Below are 20124 nucleotides of genomic sequence, written 5' to 3' on the forward strand. Positions count from 1 at the left end.
TAGTGTTATGTCTTCATCCATTATTAAAAAGTTTCCTATAACAAGAGAAGGTTTTGAACATATACAAGCTGAACTTGAGAAATTAAAGGAAGAAAAACCTTCCATTATACAAGCTATTTCTGATGCTCGTGATCAAGGTGATTTATCCGAAAATGCGGAGTATCATGCTGCACGGGAAAGGTTAGGTTTTATTGAAGGTCGTATAATGGAATTAGAAAACAAGCTTTCACATGCAGAAATAATAGAAGTGAAAAACTTGTCCGGTGATTCAGTAATGTTTGGTGCAACTGTAACATTGAGCATGTTAAATGACGATGATAGTGAAGTAGAATATATTTATAAAATTGTAGGTGAGTACGAGGCTGATGTTTCAAAACAGTTGATATCTACTAGTTCACCTTTGGGTAGTGCTTTAATCGGCAAAAAAGTTGGTGAATACGTGGAAGTGACAGTGCCAAGCGGAGAGAAATTGTATAAAATAGTTAAGATTGAATTTAAGTAAATTATGGTACAGGCCACGTATGCATCAATAAGTCTACCCGGCATTTCTTCTGTGGAAGATGTGTTAGAAGATGCTCGTTTTGGTAAGTTGTTTATTTTAGTTGATGATGAGAATAGAGAAAATGAAGGTGATCTGATCGTCTTAGCTGAAAAACTAAAGCCAGAGCATGTGGCTTTTATGGTTAGGTATGGTACTGGCATTGTATTTCTAGCTATGACAAGGCTTCATATGGGTAGGCTTGGTCTTGAGTTTATGAGAAGAAGTAATATAGATGAAAAGCTTACTCCTCATACTGCATTCACTACATCGATCGATGCACGTTATGGTATTGCAACTGGTGTTTCTGCTCATGATAGAACGCATACGATACTTACTGCTATTGACGGAAAAAGTACTCAAGATGATATTATTACTCCTGGTCATGTTTTTCCTATTATTGCAAACGATGGTGGGGTTTTAGTACGTAATGGTCATACTGAGGCAAGTGTTGAAATAGCAAAGTTAATTGGCTATAATCACGCAGCTGTAGGGTGTGAATTAGTAAATGATGACGGTTCTATGATGCGCTTGCCTGAATTGCTTAAATTTGCTGAACAACATAATATTAAGTTAACTACCATCGATAAACTTATACGCTACATTAAAAAACTAAGCTAGCGTTTATAAATTTGTATAATTTAAGTGTTAAAATATAAGATTCCTGCTAACTATACAAGTACAGAATTCTCATGTTTAAAGTTGCTAAGTTTTTTATCCTATTGTTCTTTTTTGTATATTGCAATAGCGCTTACTCTATTAGTGTTATTAGAGATAGTGAAGTGGAGGCAGTGGTAAAAGAGCTAGCACACCCCTTATTTTCTGCTGCAGGTATTGATGATAACTGGATAAGAGTTTTTATAATTAATGATAATTCGATCAATGCTTTCGTAATTAATAATAATAGCATTTTTATTCACTTAGGGCTTTTGCAATATTCGACCGAACCTTACGCTCTGCTTAGCATATTGGCACACGAGATTGCTCATATATCTGCTGGTCATATATCACAAATGAGTAGTGCTGTGGGTTACTTTCAATCGATAGCAATAGTTAGTTATATAGTAGGGCTGATTTCTACTATTATCATTAATCCTCAGATTGCTAGCGCAATTTTGCTTAGTGGTATGACGCTAAGTTCAAGGCTGTTTTTTAACTATTCTCAAGAGCAAGAGAGTGTAGCAGATAGCTATGCTTTGAAGTACCTTGATGAATCTGGCTATGATAATTTAGGTATGAAAGAGGTTTTTGACTACTTTAGAGGTATTGAACATGAAAATGCTGAAGGGTATTTCCGCACTCATCCACTTAGTAGTAAGCGCATATTTGCTGTACAGAATTATAAGGTTAAGAACGAAGTAAAACCAATTCTTGTAGACAAATTATTAAGGTTTAAACGTATGGTTGCAAAGCTAGACTCGTTCTTTTCTCCTATCCATGTGTTATCTAATAAGTATGAAGATAATTCTGAGTATGTGAGTGCTGTAATTTACTACAGGCAAGGAAAGATAAAAAAGGCTATTGCTAAAGTTAATTCGCTGATTCAAGAGTCAAGCAATGATCCGTACTTATATGAATTAAAAGCAGAAATGCTGTACAAGACTGGAAATTTAAATGAAGCAGTAAAAATGTATGAAGAATCACTCAGGTATTTATCTGAGAAAAACAGTTACTTAGTAAAACTTGCATTATCCCATGCTTTATTATTGTATGGTGATATAAAGAAAGCAATTTTTCATCTAGAGCAAATTGTAAGCGTAGAACCGAACAATGCTTTTGTCTGGAAACATTTAGGCATTGCATATAAGTGCGATGCTAATATAGCAATGCATTATTTTGCTTTAACAAAGAAGGCTTGTATTGAAGGTAATTTAAAGCAATTTGTAAAGTATGCTGAGTTAGCTGTTAGAAATTTACCAAAAGATAGCCCCTACTTGTTGCAAATTGAAGATATGAAACGGTTCAATGAATAGTAAAAACCGCCTTTACTTTTAGAGGTTACTTTGTTCCGCACTTTTCCAACATGACTTTTACATTATCACTTACATTAGGCATGATGTTCATTATGATTGCCTTAGCACCAAAAAATACACCGCAAAACATACCTAAAGCAAAGAGAGCTGGCCAAGGCATTCTGCCAAATATTGCAAGCAAAGACGCACCAATTATTACTACTGTCATGAGTGGACCACCTATCCCCCAAACATACCCAATAATATTACATATTACTTGGGCAGTTGTATCATCTACACCAGAGCCAGTGGTAACTGCATAGCCTGAGAAAGAGAAAAGCAATACTACACATAAAACACTAAAAAATTTTTTTGTTATAGAGTTCATTTTTTTCCCTTCAAATAATAAACTAGCTTAATAAAGACAATTTTAGTTTACATATATTTATTTTAAAGTAAAATTTATGGCTTGTCTATACATAAGGTGTTACTACATAAATAAACCACCATTAATATTAAGCACATGTCCTGTGATGTATTTTGCCTCATCACTTGCTAAAAACAGAACTCCTGCTGCTATTTCTTCTCCTGTTCCCATTCTTTTCATTGGAATATTATCTAATATTTTTTTCTTTTGTTCTTCAGTTAAAATTTTAGTCATCTTAGTGTCCATAAACCCAGGAGCAATGCAATTTACTGTTATATTGCGGCTTGCAACTTCTTTTGCTATAGATTTGCTCATAGCTATGATGCCAGCCTTAGACGCTGCATAATTTGCTTGCCCAGCATTTCCTGTCAGCCCTATTATTGAGGAAATATTTATAATTCTTCCCCAATTATTTTTAGTTAGTTTCTTATATGCTTCTCTGTTGAGTTTAAATGTAGAACTTAAGTTAATATCAACCACTTTTTGCCATGCTTCATCTGTCATTCTCAGTAATAAACTATCCTGTGTAACGCCTGCATTACATACAAGCCCATCTAAGCCTCCCATCAACTTACTTGCTCTATTTATTAGCTGGTTTACTTCCTCAGTATTTAATAAATTACAAGGAAGTATATAAATATTTTTTTCATATAGTTTAGCAACTCCTTCTAGGGTTTCTTTTTTTGTACCAGAAACGCATAGAATTGCTCCAGCTTTATGCATAGTTTTTACAATTGCCTGCCCTATTCCACCTGATGCACCGGTAACTAGGAATTTTCTGCCTTCTAATCTAAACATGGTAATTTTATTTTCCTGACTACTAACAGAATATTGACTGATTGGCAATAGATCTCTGCATAAATTTAGCAGCTTAGATATCCGCAAAAGCTTAAGTTGATCAAAATACAACACAGGAATTGTTACTAAATGGTTTATTCTGATGTTACACGGCCTAAATTAAGTACTTAAGTCATGGATCCTTTGTTTTTATGTGTTATCTTGCGTTAACGCAAGTTTGCAGTAGTATATGATAAGTAAGTTAAAAAATTTTAGTGCTGTTTTTTTACAGGTCTACTTGGCCATAGTGATAACGTAAGCATGCAAGGAACAAAAAATAAAAAAAAGAAGTATCCAAAATTTTTAGATAAAACATTTGCATTAATTGATGCAATGGTAAATTTTATTTTAAAGCGTGAGGGTAATAATGTAAATGAGGTCCTGAGGGTAACATGGGGGCCTCTATTTTTTGGTTTAGCAGTGATACTCATCTTTTTTGGAATAGGCGGTATTTGGTCGGCTGTAGCTCCAATTGATGGGGCAGTGCATGCAAGTGGAGAGGTGATTGTATCTTCAAATAGGAAGGTAATTCAACACTTAGGTGGGGGAATAATAAGCAAAATTTTGGTCAAAGAGGGCCAGGTAGTTAAAAAAGGTGAGCCTTTAGTTTTGTTAAGTGATGTTAATGAGAGGGCAAATTTAAGCATAATCAAAGAAAAACTCTTATCACTTTTGGTAACTGAAGCAAGACTTATTGCGATTAGGGGAGATTTTGACACAGTTGAATTTCCTGATGAAGTTAAAAAATTATCCAATGATGAACTTGCAAATAAAGTGATGAAAAATCAGATAAAATTGTTAAACTCTCAGCGCAAGAGTATATTAGGGAAAACTGACATACTGCAACAACGTATAAAGCAGTTGCATAATGAGTTAGTGGGACTAAATTCTCAGTTGGGTGCAGTATTCAAACAATATAATTTAATAGCTGAGGAACTGGAAACAAAAAGAAAGCTTCTTATCAATGGTCACATAGGCAAACCGCACATTTTAGCTTTAGAAAAACAGTTTGCCGAAATTGAAGGTAAAGTCGGTTATTACCGTGCTGCAATATCTCAAGTGCAGCAAAAAATTGGAGAGAACGAATTAGAAATTATAAATGTAAAAAATGATTCTCAGGAAAGAGCAAATACTGAACTTAAAGAAGTTGACACATCTATTGCTGATTTGAAAGAAAGACTAATGGTTGCAGAAGATGCATTAGCGCGTACAGTAATTAGATCGCCTCAAGATGGAATAGTCACAGATATAAGGTACCATACAGAAGGTGGTGTAATACAGTCTGGTGTTCCGATTATGAGTATAGTGCCATCAAATGATGACTTAATAATAGACGCCAAAATCCAGACTAGAAATATAGAGGAGATAATTTCTGCACAAAAAAAAGATAGTAATATAGTCTCTATTGACGGTTTAAAAGGGCTGAAGGTTAAAGTTCGGTTAAGTGCTTACAGTTCACGTCGTTTAAGCTTAATTAATGGTATAGTAAGCCACATTTCTCCTGATGCTCTCGACGATCCAAGATTAGGACGTTATTATTCAGTGCGTGTAGTGATACCAAAGTCAGAGCTTGTCCAGTTTAAAAATGTGTACCTGTATCCTGGTATGCCAGCTGAGGTGTATATAGTTACTCAATCCCGTACTCTCTTATCGTTCTTATTTATGCCTATAATTGCAACAGTCGATAGGTCTTTTATAGAAAGGTAGCTAATTCATTAAAGCTGAGAGGACTTTTTTTCATAGTAAACTTCTGAACTTTTGACAGCACGTTGACATATAGAAACGAAGAAATTACTTAACAAGCCTTGCCAGTCCCCATAGCCCTAAAGATGTTCAGCTATCTTCAATCTGTGCAGATTAAATGACAAAGTATTATGTAGTTGGCGTCTTATGTTTAATTTTTTGCACTACATGTACCTTATGTCTTCACAACATTTTTAGATTTTTTACCTATATAGGCTGAAACTCGCTTATAAAGCGTTTAAGATAGTATAATATGCCAATTTGCAGGATTAGAGAGTAAACGCTATCTACACGGAATATCTTTTGCCTTTTTTTTCTGCCTAGTAACTTTCTTACAGTAGCAGCAATTGCCTTTGGGGTTCCTAGTTGTTTTTTTATCTTCTATGATATGCATCTAATGCACTTTTACTATCAACTATACTAAAAAATTACTAAAAACTTAAATTAAGGAATTTCTTCCTGATTTGACAGATTGCTTCTGTTCGGTGCTATTTAGTGAATTTCTTAAATATTTATGGCTAAGGACTAGTTGCAAAAAAGTAGATAGCATTCAGAATAAAAAAACCTAAAAAGGGCATAAATACTGCAGCTACCCTTTAGTTTAGGTTATGTAAGAAGTCTAATATCAACAATATGTAGCACTGTATATTTATAGTGAACCCAGCGCTACATAATTGCCACGTATTCAATTAAAGAAAAGGTAATTATACTAATAAGTGATAGTGACCTAGAAGGGTAGCTTTGAGTTAATAAAAAAATATTATGGAGTATGTTCTTACGCTAAGAAATTTGAAGAAATAGGTGCGTATTTGTCGTAATTTTTAGGATTTCATAGTTTGCATTCCAGATCGTGGTGATGTAGGAAATTACTTAGCTGTTAACACTATTTTTTGCTGCGCTTCATGAAGAAAATAATATATTTAAGAAGTATATAAAGGCAAGTACAGAAGAAGATATTGCTTTAGCTTTAACACAGTTGCTATTGGAGGAAATAAAGATGCTATTAATATGTTCATAAGGAAAGGAGTGGAGCAATATTACAAGCTAAGATCCACATGGTTATACACCCTTGCTTGTTGTCTTAAAAAAATACAGCGCTCAGAAAATCTAAATTTGCATGATTATACAAAAATCATGATCAGAAACTATACATGTCCTACAAAATAAAGAAATGTCCTGAATGTGTTTAAATTACTACTGAAACAAAGCTGCAACGCATTTGCTTAAAGTTTCAGTGTTTCAACTCTTTAAAATAATAGAAACAATGCTGAATAAGAAAATTTTGTATTGATATATAGTACGTTCTATGATTATTTTCTATAAAGTTTAATAGTGTCTGTTACTGCTTTTAGGTGTGAGGCTAGAGGGTTATTAGCAGTAACAGACACTATTAAACTTATTATAGAATTTACTTAAAGTAAATACTTAATTTAAAATATTATAATATTTTAACCTAAAATAGATTCATGTAAATGCTTTTTTCCTCAAATTAGTATTGTGTTATTATAGCTATTGAATGCTAAAAAATTATTAGCCATCACTAATCTCTGTTTGCATAGTAAGTTTATATATACTATTATACAGTATGTCACTTAGTTTTACAGTAAACAAATATGGTGAAGTTATTAGCACTGTTGATAATGTTTTATTCAGGCATATCAGTTGCCTCTGCTCCTACTTCTTGGCAATTTGGGTTTCCTGCCCCTGCAACTGAGATAATGGAGGTTATAGTTAAGTCACATTTGTTTGTGATGAGTGTGATGGTTACAATAATGCTTTTTGTATGGGCATTACTAGCTTATGTAATGTTTCGCTTTCGTAAAAGCAAAGTAACAAATATAAGTAAAACTCATCATAGTATTCTTTTAGAAATTGTTTGGTTTGTTATACCAACGATTATTGTTGGTATATTGGCTTTTGAGAATGCTAAATTACTTAAGCTACAGGAAAAAATACCGAAGGCTGACATAACACTAAAAGTTATTGGTCATCAATGGTATTGGAGCTATCGATATCCGGAATATCAAGGTGTGTCGTTTGATAGCTATATTAAGGAAAAAGATGATTTTGTCAAAGGAGATTTGAAGCTATTTTCTGTTGATAATAACGTAGTTTTGCCAGTTAATACTAACGTTCGTTTGCAAGTGACGGCAGGAGATGTGATACACAGCTGGGGAGTACCAGCTTTCGGCATAAAAATCGATGCAATACCAGGTAGGCTTAATGAAGCATGGTTTAACGTCAAAAAACCTGGTGTTTATTATGGGCAATGCTATGAATTGTGCGGTCAAGGTCATGGATTTATGCCAATTGTTATTGAAGCAGTAAGCAAGGAAGATTTTAATAAGTGGATTGAAAATAAAAAATTAGTAAGTTAAATTTGTGGTACAGATTATGAGTGACATACCAAAAGGTATAAGACGTTGGCTATTTTCTACTAATCATAAAGACATAGGAACTCTGTATATCATTTTTTCCATATTATCTGGAATCATTGGTGGATTATTATCTGTAGTTATTCGCACTCAGCTAATGCACATTAATATATTCAACAACAACTACCAATTATATAACGTAATGGTTACAGGACATGCGTTGATAATGGTGTTTTTTATGATAATGCCAGCTCTAATAGGTGGATTTGGTAATTGGTTTGTGCCTCTTATGATTGGTGCACCAGATATGGCATTTCCTCGTATGAATAATTTAAGTTTTTGGTTATTAGTATCATCTTTTATTTTGCTTATCCTTTCAGTGTTTGTTGGTGAGGGTCCTGGAACAGGTTGGACTTTATACCCACCTTTATCACAAGTCATGTCCCATCCAAGTGCAGGAGTTGACCTTGCTATATTTGCACTTCATGTTGCTGGTGTGTCGTCGGTTGTTGGAGCGATCAACTTTATAGTTACTATATTTAACATGCGTACAAAAGGAATGTCATTAACTAAGATGCCATTGTTTGTTTGGTCTATCTTGTTAACGTCATTCATGCTAATTGTCGCCTTACCAGTGCTTGCTGGTGCTATCACTATGCTGCTTACTGATCGCAATATTGGTACTTCCTTTTTTGATCCTGCTGGTGGTGGTGATCCTGTGTTATTTCAGCATCTATTTTGGTTTTTTGGTCATCCTGAAGTTTACATAATTATTTTTCCTGCATTTGGCATCATAAGCCAGGTTGTGTCAACTTTTTCTCATAGGCCTGTATTTGGTTATATGGGAATGGTTTATGTTATGATAGGTATAACAATATTTGGCTTCATGGTTTGGGCTCATCATATGTTCACTGTTGGGCTTAGTGAAGATGCTGCTATATTTTTTAGCACCACTACAATTTTTATCGGTGTTATAACTGGCGTGAAAGTCTTTAGCTGGATTGCAACTATGTGGGGTGGAGCAATTGAGTTTAAAACACCTATGCTTTTTGCACTGGGTTTTATTTTCATGTTTGTTGGTGGCGGTATAACCGGAATAATTCTGTCTCATGGTGGAATAGATAAGCTTTTGCACGATACCTATTATGTTGTTGCTCATTTTCATTATGTCATGTCGCTGGCTGCTTTATTCGGAGCTTTTGCTGGCTTTTATTATTGGATAGGCAAAATGTCAGGTAAACAATATAATGAATGCCTGGGGAAAATACACTTTTGGCTTACTTTTATTGGTACCAATATCACTTTTTTACCTCAGCATTTTCTGGGGTTAGCTGGCATGCCAAGACGTATACCTGATTATCCTGATGCGTTCATACCTTGGAATTACATATCCTCAATTGGTTCATACATGTCCTTTACTTCAGTTATGTTTTTCGTGTTTATAGTTATACACCTCTTCAAATGGGGTAAGGAAGTTGGAAATAGTCCTTGGGGAGGTGATACTTTGGAGTGGACAATATCTTCACCACCGCCTTTTCATGCTTTCGAAAAACCACCAGTGATAAAATAGAATGCACGCAAATACTTTGTTAAACGTTGAATCGACAGTACTGGATTTTTGGCGTTTGCTGAAGCCAAGGATAATGTACCTTGTAGTATTTACTGCAGTTGCTGGAATGGTTGCTGCTCCAGGTAGTATTCACCCTTTTCTGGCACTAATATCCCTTATATGTATTGCTCTTGGCTCAGGATCTGCAGGTGCTATAAATATGTGGTATGATAGGGACATAGATCTGCTCATGAAGAGGACAAAAGCTCGTCCTATACCCTCTGGTAGGGTTTCTGCGGAAAGTGCACTTGAATTTGGTGTAACCATTGGGGTATTATCAGTATTTATTATGGCAATAGCAGTAAACTATATTTCTGCTATTTTGCTTGCAATTGGCATATTATTTTACATTTTCATATATACGATTTGGCTCAAAAGGCGTACTCCGCAGAATATCGTTATCGGTGGTGCATCAGGTGCTTTTCCTCCAGTAATTGGCTGGGCAGTTGTGACTGATTCTGTGAGTTGGAGGGGTTTTGTTCTATTCTTAATAATTTTTATGTGGACTCCACCACACTTTTGGGCCTTGTCTTTGAATAAGTCTGAAGACTATGAGAAAGCATCAGTTCCAATGTTCAATATTGTTTACGGCCCAGAGAAAACAAGAAAATATATATTAGTTTATAGTGTGTTGCTGGTGTTAACTAGCTTACTTCCAGCTCTATTCTTGAAAAGGGCTCTATTTTATTTAGGTATGGCAATCTTTGGAGGTTGCATTTTTATTTGGCATGCTGTGTCTATTATGAAGTTGAAGGATCACAGCTCACAGAAAAGAATGTTTTCTTACTCAATCTCTTATCTATTTTTTCTGTTTGCTAGTATTATTTTGTGTTCTATTGATTTGTTTTAACTATGAAAGAACAGCAGAAATATAAAAACTATTTTTTACTTTTTCTTCTAATAACGCTCATTGTAGCACTTTTCTTTGTTTCTATAATAAAATTTAAAGGTGCAGCTTAAACTGCCTGTGCATCTATAGGTTTCATTAAAATTGTACTTTCATAGGAGCAATTATATACTTTATTAATTTGTTATGGTTAAAGGTGAATAGAAAGGAAGTAACAATATACATGGATGGAGCATGTTCTGGTAATCCTGGCACAGGGGGATGGGCGGCTATTATATTATTTCAAGATTATAGAAAAGATGTTTATGGTAGAGAAGAAAATACTACAAGCAATAAGATGGAGTTAACAGCAGTGATCAATGGACTAAAGGCGTTAAAATTTTCTTGTAATATTAATTTGTATACGGATAGCCTCTATGTTAAATCTGGTATAACAGAGTGGGTAAGTAAGTGGAAAGTAAATGGCTGGAAGACAAGTAGTAAAAGATCAGTAAAAAATATAGAGTTGTGGAAAGAATTGGATAATATTGCTTCACAACACAAAATTAATTGGAAGTGGGTTAAAGCTCACAATGGTGATAAACATAATGAGGAGGCTAATAATTTAGCAAGAAAAGCGATAATCGATGCTTAAAAAGATTATTATATCATTTTCTATAGCTTTATTGTTGATATTCTACTTCTTTATTTTTTTTAAAGGTGAAAGTCCTTTAGAAATCAATATTAGTTATATCAATTTTTATGTAAAGAGTAAAATATCGAAAACATTTGCCAACTCAGATGTTGATATTGGGAGTACTTCAGTTATTTTGCAGAAAGACGGCAAGGACCCCTATTTGGTTATTACAAATTTGAAAATAGTAAATTCTGGTTTTATTATAGAAGCTCCTAATCTTTTTGTACATTTCAAATTAAGCTCCCTGTTTAGAGCTAATGTAAAAATTTCTCAAGTTCTAGCTGATAGTGTGTGTGCGTATGTCAATCAGGAAAAAGCTGGTTTTAAAGTGGTTGATTTTGATTTGAAAAATTCTTTAAAAGCAGTAAGGGAATTCTTTTTTGACTTAAATACAGGTTCGAGGATTGAAATTACTAACATTGCGATCAATAAAAGCACGGAAGGTGAATTATTTATTGATGAATTATATATAGGGAAAAGGGAAGATTTTAATGTTTTAGATATTCGTGTTCATACAAAAGATGAAAAGGGGTTTTTGGATGATTTGTCTATTACGATAAAAAATCGCAACGGTTTGCTAAATGTGTATGGGATATTTTATAACCTAAAATTGAAACTATTTAGTGAGTTTTCCACGTTAATTAAAAATTACAATTTAGGCAAAAATATAGGGTTTAAGGGAAACTTCTCGATGAGAATTAGTGGAAAGAATGAGATTATAGATGGGAATGTATATATTTTAAATACAGAAAATCGTGTGAATAAAAACTTAGCCATAACTAATGTGAATATAAATTTAACATATAGTGATGGGGTCATTGGTGTAAAAAACTTTCATTTTAATCTAAATGGTACGTATCTCTCTTTAATGGGCAAGATGAACTTTAGTGCAAATCATGCTTTGTTTAGAGTTAATATTAGTAAATTTGCTGCAAAGGATTTATGCACTTACGTACCAGATTACATAATAAATAGTGAATTTAAAAGCTGGTATTGTGATAACATTGATGGAAACATTTTAAATGTAATTGTAAGTTTTAATGGCAAAATTAACAATTTGATTAATAATGATCTGTCAGACGTCATTGTAGTTGCTGATATAGAAAATGGCAGCGTAAAATTTGATGAAGATTTTGAGCAAGTAAGGGAATTAAGCGGTGACTTGGTTCTTAAGAATGACAGTCTCAAAATTACTGTAAATAGCGCTAAGTTTCAGAATTTTACTATTAATGGTTGTAATATTGAAATGAATTCTCTTGACAGGGAAGATTCAGTTTTAACCATTAATGGCCAAGCTGTAAGTGATGCTTATGGATTGTATGAGCCTATAAAATTTAAGCTGGATGATGTGATTAAGGTTGAAAAGAACAAAATAGGGGGAGCAGCAAAATCTGTATTCAATTTTCGCGTCTTTAATATAAACGCCGATGATAAAGAAGTGAACTTTTCTGCCAAATTTCATTCTGAAATTGACAATCTAGTTATCTATGATGCAAATCTTGGTAGGTATGATATTAAGCTTGATTTTGGCAGTGACTTTATAGATCTGAATGGTAGTGGTATAGTAAATAATACACAGCTGCTATTTGACCTAAAAAGTAGCAACAAAAATGAAAGTTTTACCTGGAATTTGACCGGAGATTTACCTGCTCAAATACTTAATTTCAATAGTGGTTACTTCAATGCGAATATAGAATCAGTGATAAATCAAGATAAGACTGGATATGTTAATGGTAATGTAGATTTATCAGAGTTTGAATTGCGTTCAAGTTATTTAGGGTGGAAAAATCGTTTTGAGGATCACAATAAAATTTTGTTCTCTGTGAAGTTAAAAGGGGCCAATAAGTTGTTAATAGACAGGTTAGATGTTATAGGGAGCGATTTAGATATAAAATTTAGCGGAAGAGTAGAAAATGGGGATTTGTATTTAAATACTAGTAGCTTTAAGTTGCCTAATAATGATCTTAGTATAGAAATTAAGTCAAGTAAGGGAAAAAATATCATAAACGTTTGTGGTGAGAAAATTAACTTAAGTGATGTTTTAGATTTACTTGGCAAAAATGATAGTGGATTAAGCAATAATGTGAAAGTTAGTATGAATGTTGACAATGTAATTATGAAGGAAGGCATTGTTATAAAAGATGCTATCTTAAATATAAGCTGCACTAAAGGTAATTGCAATGGAAGTCAATTTACAGGGCAGTTTCTAGAAGATAACAGTAATATACTAGCAGAGTACAGTGAAATAGGACTGGAAATACATGCGGATAATTCAGGCATGCTTTTGCGTTCTTTAGGCATTAGTAAATCAGTCAAAAATGGTAAATTATCTTTTTACCTATCTCCTCAGAGGGAAAGTGGAGAACATTATGGTATGCTATCTATTGGTAATTTCTATATTAAAGATGCTCCACTACTCACTACTTTATTATCGATGTCTTCGCTTCCTGGGATTGTGAATACTATAAAGAATGAAGGTGTATACTTTTATAAGTATAACGCGCCTTTTTCACATAAAGATGGTACTGTTGAAATTGAAGAATCTTGGCTTGAAGGAGCGGAGTTAGGTATTAGCACTAGTGGCAAGCTTGATATTAGAGGTTATAAATTTCAAGTTGAAGGACAAGTAATACCGGCATATTCGATTAATAAGTCTCTGTTAAAAATTCCTATAGTTGGGAAACTTCTAACTGGCGGGAAAAGTAGGGGAATTATTTCGATAGACTACAAAGCAAGCGGAGATGATAAAAATAGTAATATATTTGTTAATTTTATCTCTTCGCTAACTCCAAGCTTATTAAAGAGGTTGTTGGGAGTATTTGATCGCGCTATGACCAAGGCTAACGAAGCTATTACCAACAGTTTGAAAGGTGGTATGAAGAAGAAGTTTAGCTCGGTGTAACCAAAGGGAAAGCTACTTCTCTGCAAGATCAAAAATGGCAAGAATTTCAGGATAATTCTCTATTTTGGCTATCCAATTGACGTCAAATATGATGAACTGCCAAGGCAAATGTACTGCTAAAATATGTGTGGCTTACACCAAGCAATATTATAGCTATTTCAGATAGTGAGAAAAAATGTACTATAAGAATCACAAAGACAAATTTGAAAGCATGTCCGTTCAAGTAAGTAGTATTGGTTATATAGGAGTTAGATTTTCATATTTTGAATATAGATTTTTAATAAAGTTGTTAGTTATTATCTTTCCATTAATAATAGGATTATGAGCAAATTTATATTCGCTGTTAAAATCAATATCTAGGTCCTTATGTGTTTATAACCAAAATTGAGCGTTTCTTCTGTAGGCCTTAGATTAGTATACTAATACTTCCTCACTTTACCTTTTAACTTACTAAATATTTTCTTTAATATGTCATACCTCTATCATTAATACTAATTTAAATATATATTTGTTAAATTTTAATTACTATAGAAATGCCTTTGCCCACGTATTGCACAATGAATCACCATAAGTAACTGCTTTAAGGTAAAATTCTTTTCCCCTTGGTAGCTTCAAAAAAGGTACTATTGAATCATCAAGCAGGGTGAGTTTCTCACCTGCAGTATACTCATATTCTTCGGTACCTTCTTGCCCTCTAATTAGGTTACTCATCTTATATTTATTTTTATCTGCAAGTTCAGCACTTTGGAATCCTACCACCTCTTTTCCAATTAGTGCTAGATTTGAATTTGCAATTAGACTCGTGTCTGGTAGCTTACCAAAACGTAATGTGAGACAAAAGTGGAACATAGTTTAGGTGATAAACCGCTAAAAGTGGTAAGTGAAACAAGTGCATCTTGCGCTCAGGATTCATAAAAAAGTAAAAAAACAACTTTTAAAGACCTATAATCTACTAGCCTTACTAGCTTAAATCTGCCGCTTTAACTTGAAGCTTATCTCTCAATTCTTCAACCTTGCTTAACTTAACTACATATGATTTACACAATCGTGTTTCAGATCTTGAAGAAATCTAGTATTAACGACAAGCCTTGAGCCTATTAAAATCCTCTTCAGCATGGTATGATGATCTAGTTAGTGGACTAGATGCAACCACTAAGAAACCTTTAGAATAAGCAATATATTTATAATGTTCAAATTCTTCTGGGGTAACATACCTATCAATTTTTGCATGCTTTGGAGTTGGTTGAAGATATTGACCGATTGTGATAAAGTCAACTTCAGCACTTCGTAAATCGTCCATAACTTGAAGTACTTCTTCTTTCGTTTCTCCAAGACCAACCATGAGCCCTGACTTTGTGAGGAGTTTAGGATTAATTTGCTTCACCATTTTCAACAAATATAGTGAATGAAAATAACGAGCACGCGGTCTTATTCTTGCATATAATCTTGGCACCATTTCAATATTGTGGTTATAGACATCAGGTGACGCAACAGCGATTGCTTCAAACGCTCCTTTCTTATTTAAAAAATCAGGAGTTAAAATTTCTACTGTTGTTTCTGGAGTTATTTTTCTAATTTCTTCTATACACTTTATAAACTGACTTGCTCCGCCATCTGGTAAATCATCACGGTCGACGGAGGTAATGACAACATATTTTAAGTTTAACTTTTTTATTGCTTTTGCTAAATTTTCTGGTTCGTGAGGATCTAACTTATTAGGGATACCAGTTGCAACGTTGCAAAATGCACAAGCACGAGTACAAACAGAACCAAGAATCATCACAGTAGCATGACGTTTGTTCCAACATTCACCAATATTTGGACATGCAGCCTCTTCGCACACTGTATGTAGACCATGCAGTTTAACAGTATTTAAGGTCTCATTGAATATTTCACCAGTCGGAGCTTTTGCTCTGAGCCATGGAGGCTTGCTATGCATCTGAGATGCCTAATTCTACCTCTTGTTTTGCTAAAACTTTCTTCAACTTTCTTTTTATTTTTTGTGCTTTTTTGCTTAGTTTAACTGTTCTTGTATTGAGCAAAAAAGCGTCAAGATTACCTTTATAATCTATAGTCCTTAAAGTCCTTATTGCTACACGAAACTTAAATTTTTTATTCAATATATTACTTATCAATGTAACATTATGTAAATTTAAAAGAAAGATGCGTTTTGCTTTACGATTTGAATGTGATACCTTATTACCAAAAGATTTCTTTCTATTTGTTAATTCGCAAACTCTACTCACTTTGATATACCAAGTTATTCTATGTATTTAGGTTACCTTATATAGTGAAATAGTCAATACTCTCTTGCTTAATTTTTATACCATATACTGCTTTGTAGCCAAAAAATATCGTGATTTTCTCTATCATAAGAGAGACCATATGCTGAATTTCCAATGCTTTACTACCATTTATTACCACCAGATGCAATACACCTGAATTTATATTTTGTGCATATGAGATCTTTTTCGGTTTTGTACATTCTGCTATTTCTGTTCCAACTATATTCTTCCAGTTTAAAATAAGACGTATTTCATTTCTGCTTATTCTATTCTTTATGCATTTCAATGCATAACTTTCTACTATAGACTTTAATTTTTTCGGGCCATTGCGTTTAAGCATTTTTTCACTATGAACTAGATTTCTCCATGGTTAGTATCTTTGCCAGTAAAATAAAGTTTAAAGTATACATGTCAATTATAATATTCATGCTAGTCTTCACGTTGTACTTTTGCAACCTGGTTTCAGTATGTCTGTGCTTTTAGTGTATTCTTTTATTAGTCAAATATTTATTGCATGTGTACCACTTTTATACTTTTCATGTATAGCAGGAATAGTCACAACTGGAATTACAACATCCTACTTATGTTTTCCACATATAAAGCAAAGGATTCGCAGCTTTCTCCTCATTTGCACAGCACGATAATTTTCAAGTTATAAAGTCATTGGAAGCATTCAAAAAAGGTCAGTTAACTGGTGTTGGTCCTGAGATGAAGGCAACGTAAGGATCTTTCTCCCTGATTGTCACGCAGATTTTGTATTCTCTGTTTTAGCAGAGGAGTTTGATTTGACTATGTATTTAGCCACATTGATGTTATTCGGCATCATTTCTACTCGCTTGCTTTACTTTGCATATAAAGGAAATGAACTATTTAATCTGCTGGTAGTTTTGGATATCTCAATTCAACTTATTACACAATTTATAATAAACATAGGGGTAACGTTGAACATTGTTCTAACCACTAGCATAACTTTGCCGCTACTTAGCTATGGCGGCTCTTCTTTTTTATCTTCGAGCATTGCACTTGGCATAATGCTGTCTTTAGTAGAAACCAGACTATCATATTAAATCTTCGTGAGCGTATTTCTTTTTAAAAGACACGCTACAGACTAGTTCCTTTATACTATACCTTTCCTCTTTCTCCTGAAACCAAAATCCATATACTTAACTTCAGAAACTTCAAAATAAGATGCGATCTAATATCAGGCAATTATTTTATTACATAAAACCTAATCTGCATTATTTCATCATAGCTTTTATTGCAGTTTTATCTTCAGCTTTAACGATTCTCCTTTTTGGCAGAGGCTTGAGTAACATAATTGATTCTGGTGCAGAGCACAACTTTACCACTAAGCTATTAGTTACTATATTTATAGTTTTAGCCATTTCTCTCACTGCATTTATTAGATTGTATTTCATTGGGATTGGCAGCGAGAAAGTTATTGCAAGAATAAGATATGACTTATATGGAAATATTACTGATTTGCAACCAAGTTTCTTTGAGAATACAAGTGTTCAAGATGTCATCTCAGCACTAATTACTGATACCTCTGTGCTGCAATCAATAATGAATAGCAGCTTACTAACCATATTACGAAATTTTATAATTTTGATTGGTAGTGTTGCCATGCTACTATATACAAACCTACATTTAACTACATATGCTGCTGCAATAATACCAATGCTACTTATTATCATGACTTCACTTGGGAAGAAAGTGCGCAATTATGCACGCTTTGCTCAGAATAAGCTAAGTGAGCTTGCATCATTTAGTGAAGAAAATTTCAGGTCTATAGTAACTATAAAATCATTTGTATTGGAAGAAAACGAAAAAATCCGTTTTAAGGAGCATCTAGATTCAGTGTCAAAATCATATGTAAAATTAGTATTCTTGCGCGCTATTTTAGTAACCTTGGTTATCGCGTGTGTGATAGGCTCACTAGTAATTTTGCTGTTTTTCGGTATTAAAGAAGTCTTAAGTAATAATATAACTGTTGGAGAACTATCTTCATTCGTGTTTTACTCAGCACTTGCAGCAGGAACTGTAAACAATTTGAGTGATAACATCAGTGATCTACAGCGAGGCTTTGGAATAGTAGAGCGTTTGTTTGAATTTAAAAATATGAAAAGCTCTATAATGGATGTCGATAATCCTATAAAAATTTGTGGTGTTAAAAAAGGAATTTCCTTTAATGGCGTAACATTTTTTTATGAATCTCAACCTGATAAGCCAGCGCTAGATAATGTATCATTTTCTATAGAGACAGGCCAAGCGGTATCAATCATTGGCCCATCTGGCAGTGGTAAGAGCACCATTTTAAAGCTCCTGCTCCGTTTTCATGATCCAAGCAAAGGCAGTATTACTATCGATGGGTATAACGTTAAATCAATTGCTTTAAGTAACCTTAGATCATTGTTTGGTTTGGTGCCACAAGATCATATTATATTTTCGTGTTCAATAATGGAAAATATACTGTATGGTAAACCAGGTGCTGAATATGAGGAAGTGAGGCAAGCAGCTATTAGTGCTTATGCGATGGAGTTTATTGAAAAGCTACCTGATAAATTTGACACATTTGTAGGAAAAAGAGGATTAAAACTTTCCGAAGGACAAAAGCAACGCATTATAATAGCAAGGGCCATACTAAAAAACCCCCAGATTTTGATACTGGATGAAGCAACTTCTGCTCTTGATTATAAAAGTGAAAACCTTGTACAAAAGGCACTGAGTAAATTAATGCAAAACAGAACAACAATCATGATTACACATAGGTTATCAACCGCACTCAAAACTGACAAGGTTATAGTAGTCAATCATGGGAAAGTAGAAGAAGTAGGAACTCATGACTTTTTAATGAGTAAAGGTGGATTGTATGCGAAACTAACGAAAATATAGTAGGCGTGACCTATTAAAGTACCATACAAATCAAAAAAAATTCAAATCATACTGTTGTCAATTGGATAGATATTCTAAATTTAGAATAAAGTTATTGAACTATTAACTATTTTAACTTATAATAACTTAATATTATTTTTTTAAAGACTATTATAATTTATACCCATGCTTTTTTACTAAGACAATAATGTATGACTTCTTACTTACCATTACCAGTTTTTTCCAATGCATACATCTTGTACGCCTACGTACACACCTTATGCTATTAACTCATGTCATAATTTACATGACATATATCACAATCCTTGTGATGTATTATGACCTCTTTACTAAAAGATTGTTTTAAACAACTTACCACACATATAATGCTGCTTTAGCATATACGTGCCCTAAGCCTTTCTAAGAGCATATGGACATTATTTGAATAATGTTCACTAATCCTATATTTCTCTTAATTTAAAGAAATTTCATAAGCAAGAGCTATCTACATGACAACTTCACCCACAACTCATTTTAGCAGCACAATTAATCTAACCATACTTACAATTTCTCTTTGAAGTCTTATCATTTTTTTGCAACAAAACCTCTGAACTCCAATATCTGCTACTTATGCAACGGCTGGTTTGCCTACAATTGTTAATGCGGCATAAACAAATCTTCTAGCTATGAAGCGACTTTGCTAAGCATATATTGCTTAGCTGCATCACTGTCAATATCGTATTTTAAAACGTATTGCAAATTAATGATCTCAGATATGCTAATTTAGTCTTCATGTTATAAAATTATTAATTATTTTATCCTATAATAATCTAATAGTCATTTTTTAAGGATTTTTATGACTTGTTATTCAGTTTTACAACTATACGATGCTTATTCCCATGGTATAGATAAACCTTATTTCTCAAATTGTAAACCATTATACATATTTGATAGATTTGACAATAGACCTTACTTTGATAGGGATTACATGACCACGAAAAAATTTTCCCTGCAGGCAATTACCGCATCATAATTTACACACATCTTCCAAACATCATC

The 20124-nt window shown here is 33.4% G+C and carries 17 protein-coding genes; 11 read left to right on the forward strand and 6 right to left on the reverse strand.

The annotated features are described in order from the left end of the window. Positions 1 to 7 precede the first annotated feature (7 nt). The 3 genes from greA (at position 8) to WBP_RS02235 (ending at position 2511) form a co-directional block, all read left to right on the forward strand. Positions 8 to 502 carry a transcription elongation factor GreA gene (gene greA / locus WBP_RS02225; protein WP_011256512.1) on the forward strand — a complete coding sequence of 165 codons (495 nt, stop codon included), beginning with the start codon at positions 8 to 10 and terminating at the stop codon, positions 500 to 502. A 3-nt stretch (positions 503 to 505) separates the two neighbouring features. Next, positions 506 to 1159, forward strand: a complete 654-nt coding sequence (gene ribB / locus WBP_RS02230; protein ID WP_167895926.1) for a 3,4-dihydroxy-2-butanone-4-phosphate synthase — start codon at positions 506 to 508, stop codon at positions 1157 to 1159. 71 nt (positions 1160 to 1230) lie between these two features. Further along, a complete protein-coding gene (locus WBP_RS02235) occupies positions 1231 to 2511 on the forward strand; it encodes a M48 family metalloprotease (protein WP_167895927.1) in 1281 nt (426 codons plus the stop codon). A gap of 25 nt (positions 2512 to 2536) precedes the next feature. Here the strand turns inward: WBP_RS02235 and WBP_RS02240 are convergent, their stop codons facing one another. Both WBP_RS02240 and fabG read right to left on the reverse strand, forming a co-directional pair. After that, positions 2537 to 2878 (reverse strand): TrbC/VirB2 family protein, encoded by a 342-nt coding sequence (locus WBP_RS02240; RefSeq protein ID WP_041571444.1) that lies wholly within the window; start codon positions 2876 to 2878, stop codon positions 2537 to 2539. Positions 2879 to 2980: 102 nt separating this feature from the next. Beyond that, positions 2981 to 3715 carry a 3-oxoacyl-[acyl-carrier-protein] reductase gene (gene fabG / locus WBP_RS02245; RefSeq protein WP_011256509.1) on the reverse strand — a complete coding sequence of 245 codons (735 nt, stop codon included), beginning with the start codon at positions 3713 to 3715 and terminating at the stop codon, positions 2981 to 2983. Between the two features lie 300 nt (positions 3716 to 4015). On the opposite strand from fabG, the gene WBP_RS02250 reads away from it, so the two are divergent. The 6 genes from WBP_RS02250 to WBP_RS02275 all read left to right on the forward strand — a co-directional run bounded on the left by WBP_RS02250 (position 4016) and on the right by WBP_RS02275 (position 13906). Further along, a complete protein-coding gene (locus tag WBP_RS02250) occupies positions 4016 to 5461 on the forward strand; it encodes an HlyD family type I secretion periplasmic adaptor subunit (protein ID WP_011256508.1) in 1446 nt (481 codons plus the stop codon). Positions 5462 to 7110: 1649 nt separating this feature from the next. Then, complete coding sequence (coxB, locus tag WBP_RS02255) at positions 7111 to 7875, forward strand: cytochrome c oxidase subunit II (protein WP_011256507.1); 765 nt, start codon at positions 7111 to 7113, stop codon at positions 7873 to 7875. A gap of 16 nt (positions 7876 to 7891) precedes the next feature. Further along, positions 7892 to 9442: a cytochrome c oxidase subunit I gene (gene ctaD, locus WBP_RS02260; protein WP_167895928.1), complete on the forward strand. Its 1551-nt coding sequence runs from the start codon at positions 7892 to 7894 to the stop codon at positions 9440 to 9442. Between the two features lies 1 nt (position 9443). Further along, positions 9444 to 10331: a heme o synthase gene (locus tag WBP_RS02265; RefSeq protein WP_167895929.1), complete on the forward strand. Its 888-nt coding sequence runs from the start codon at positions 9444 to 9446 to the stop codon at positions 10329 to 10331. 193 nt (positions 10332 to 10524) lie between these two features. Continuing rightward, positions 10525 to 10962 (forward strand): ribonuclease HI, encoded by a 438-nt coding sequence (rnhA, locus tag WBP_RS02270; RefSeq protein ID WP_041571443.1) that lies wholly within the window; start codon positions 10525 to 10527, stop codon positions 10960 to 10962. Then, complete coding sequence (locus WBP_RS02275) at positions 10955 to 13906, forward strand: YhdP family protein (protein WP_167895930.1); 2952 nt, start codon at positions 10955 to 10957, stop codon at positions 13904 to 13906. The genes rnhA and WBP_RS02275 overlap by 8 nt, the downstream gene beginning before the upstream one ends. A 525-nt stretch (positions 13907 to 14431) precedes the next feature. Here the strand turns inward: WBP_RS02275 and WBP_RS02280 are convergent. From WBP_RS02280 to WBP_RS02295, 4 genes are all read right to left on the reverse strand, one after another. After that, complete coding sequence (locus WBP_RS02280) at positions 14432 to 14755, reverse strand: GTA baseplate fiber-binding domain-containing protein (RefSeq protein ID WP_246166092.1); 324 nt, start codon at positions 14753 to 14755, stop codon at positions 14432 to 14434. Positions 14756 to 14981: 226 nt separating this feature from the next. Further along, a complete protein-coding gene (lipA, locus tag WBP_RS02285; RefSeq protein ID WP_011256502.1) occupies positions 14982 to 15845 on the reverse strand; it encodes a lipoyl synthase in 864 nt (287 codons plus the stop codon). Further along, on the reverse strand, positions 15838 to 16152 hold the full coding sequence (gene rpmB / locus WBP_RS02290) for a 50S ribosomal protein L28 (protein WP_011256501.1): 315 nt from the start codon (positions 16150 to 16152) through the stop codon (positions 15838 to 15840). The genes lipA and rpmB overlap by 8 nt, the downstream gene beginning before the upstream one ends. Positions 16153 to 16189: 37 nt before the next feature. After that, the gene (locus tag WBP_RS02295; protein WP_167895931.1) at positions 16190 to 16531 is read right to left on the reverse strand and encodes a DUF721 domain-containing protein; all 342 of its coding nucleotides are present in this window, start codon (positions 16529 to 16531) and stop codon (positions 16190 to 16192) included. 445 nt (positions 16532 to 16976) lie between these two features. Between WBP_RS02295 and WBP_RS05635 the strand changes: the two genes are divergently transcribed. Continuing rightward, positions 16977 to 17258, forward strand: a complete 282-nt coding sequence (locus WBP_RS05635; protein WP_246166093.1) for an FtsW/RodA/SpoVE family cell cycle protein — start codon at positions 16977 to 16979, stop codon at positions 17256 to 17258. 121 nt (positions 17259 to 17379) lie between these two features. Continuing rightward, entirely contained in the window at positions 17380 to 19086 is a 1707-nt protein-coding gene (locus WBP_RS02305) for an ABC transporter ATP-binding protein (protein ID WP_167895932.1), read from the forward strand. Positions 19087 to 20124 lie beyond the last annotated feature (1038 nt).

Source organism: Wolbachia endosymbiont of Brugia pahangi (assembly GCF_012030695.1).
In the GTDB taxonomy this organism is placed as follows: domain Bacteria; phylum Pseudomonadota; class Alphaproteobacteria; order Rickettsiales; family Anaplasmataceae; genus Wolbachia.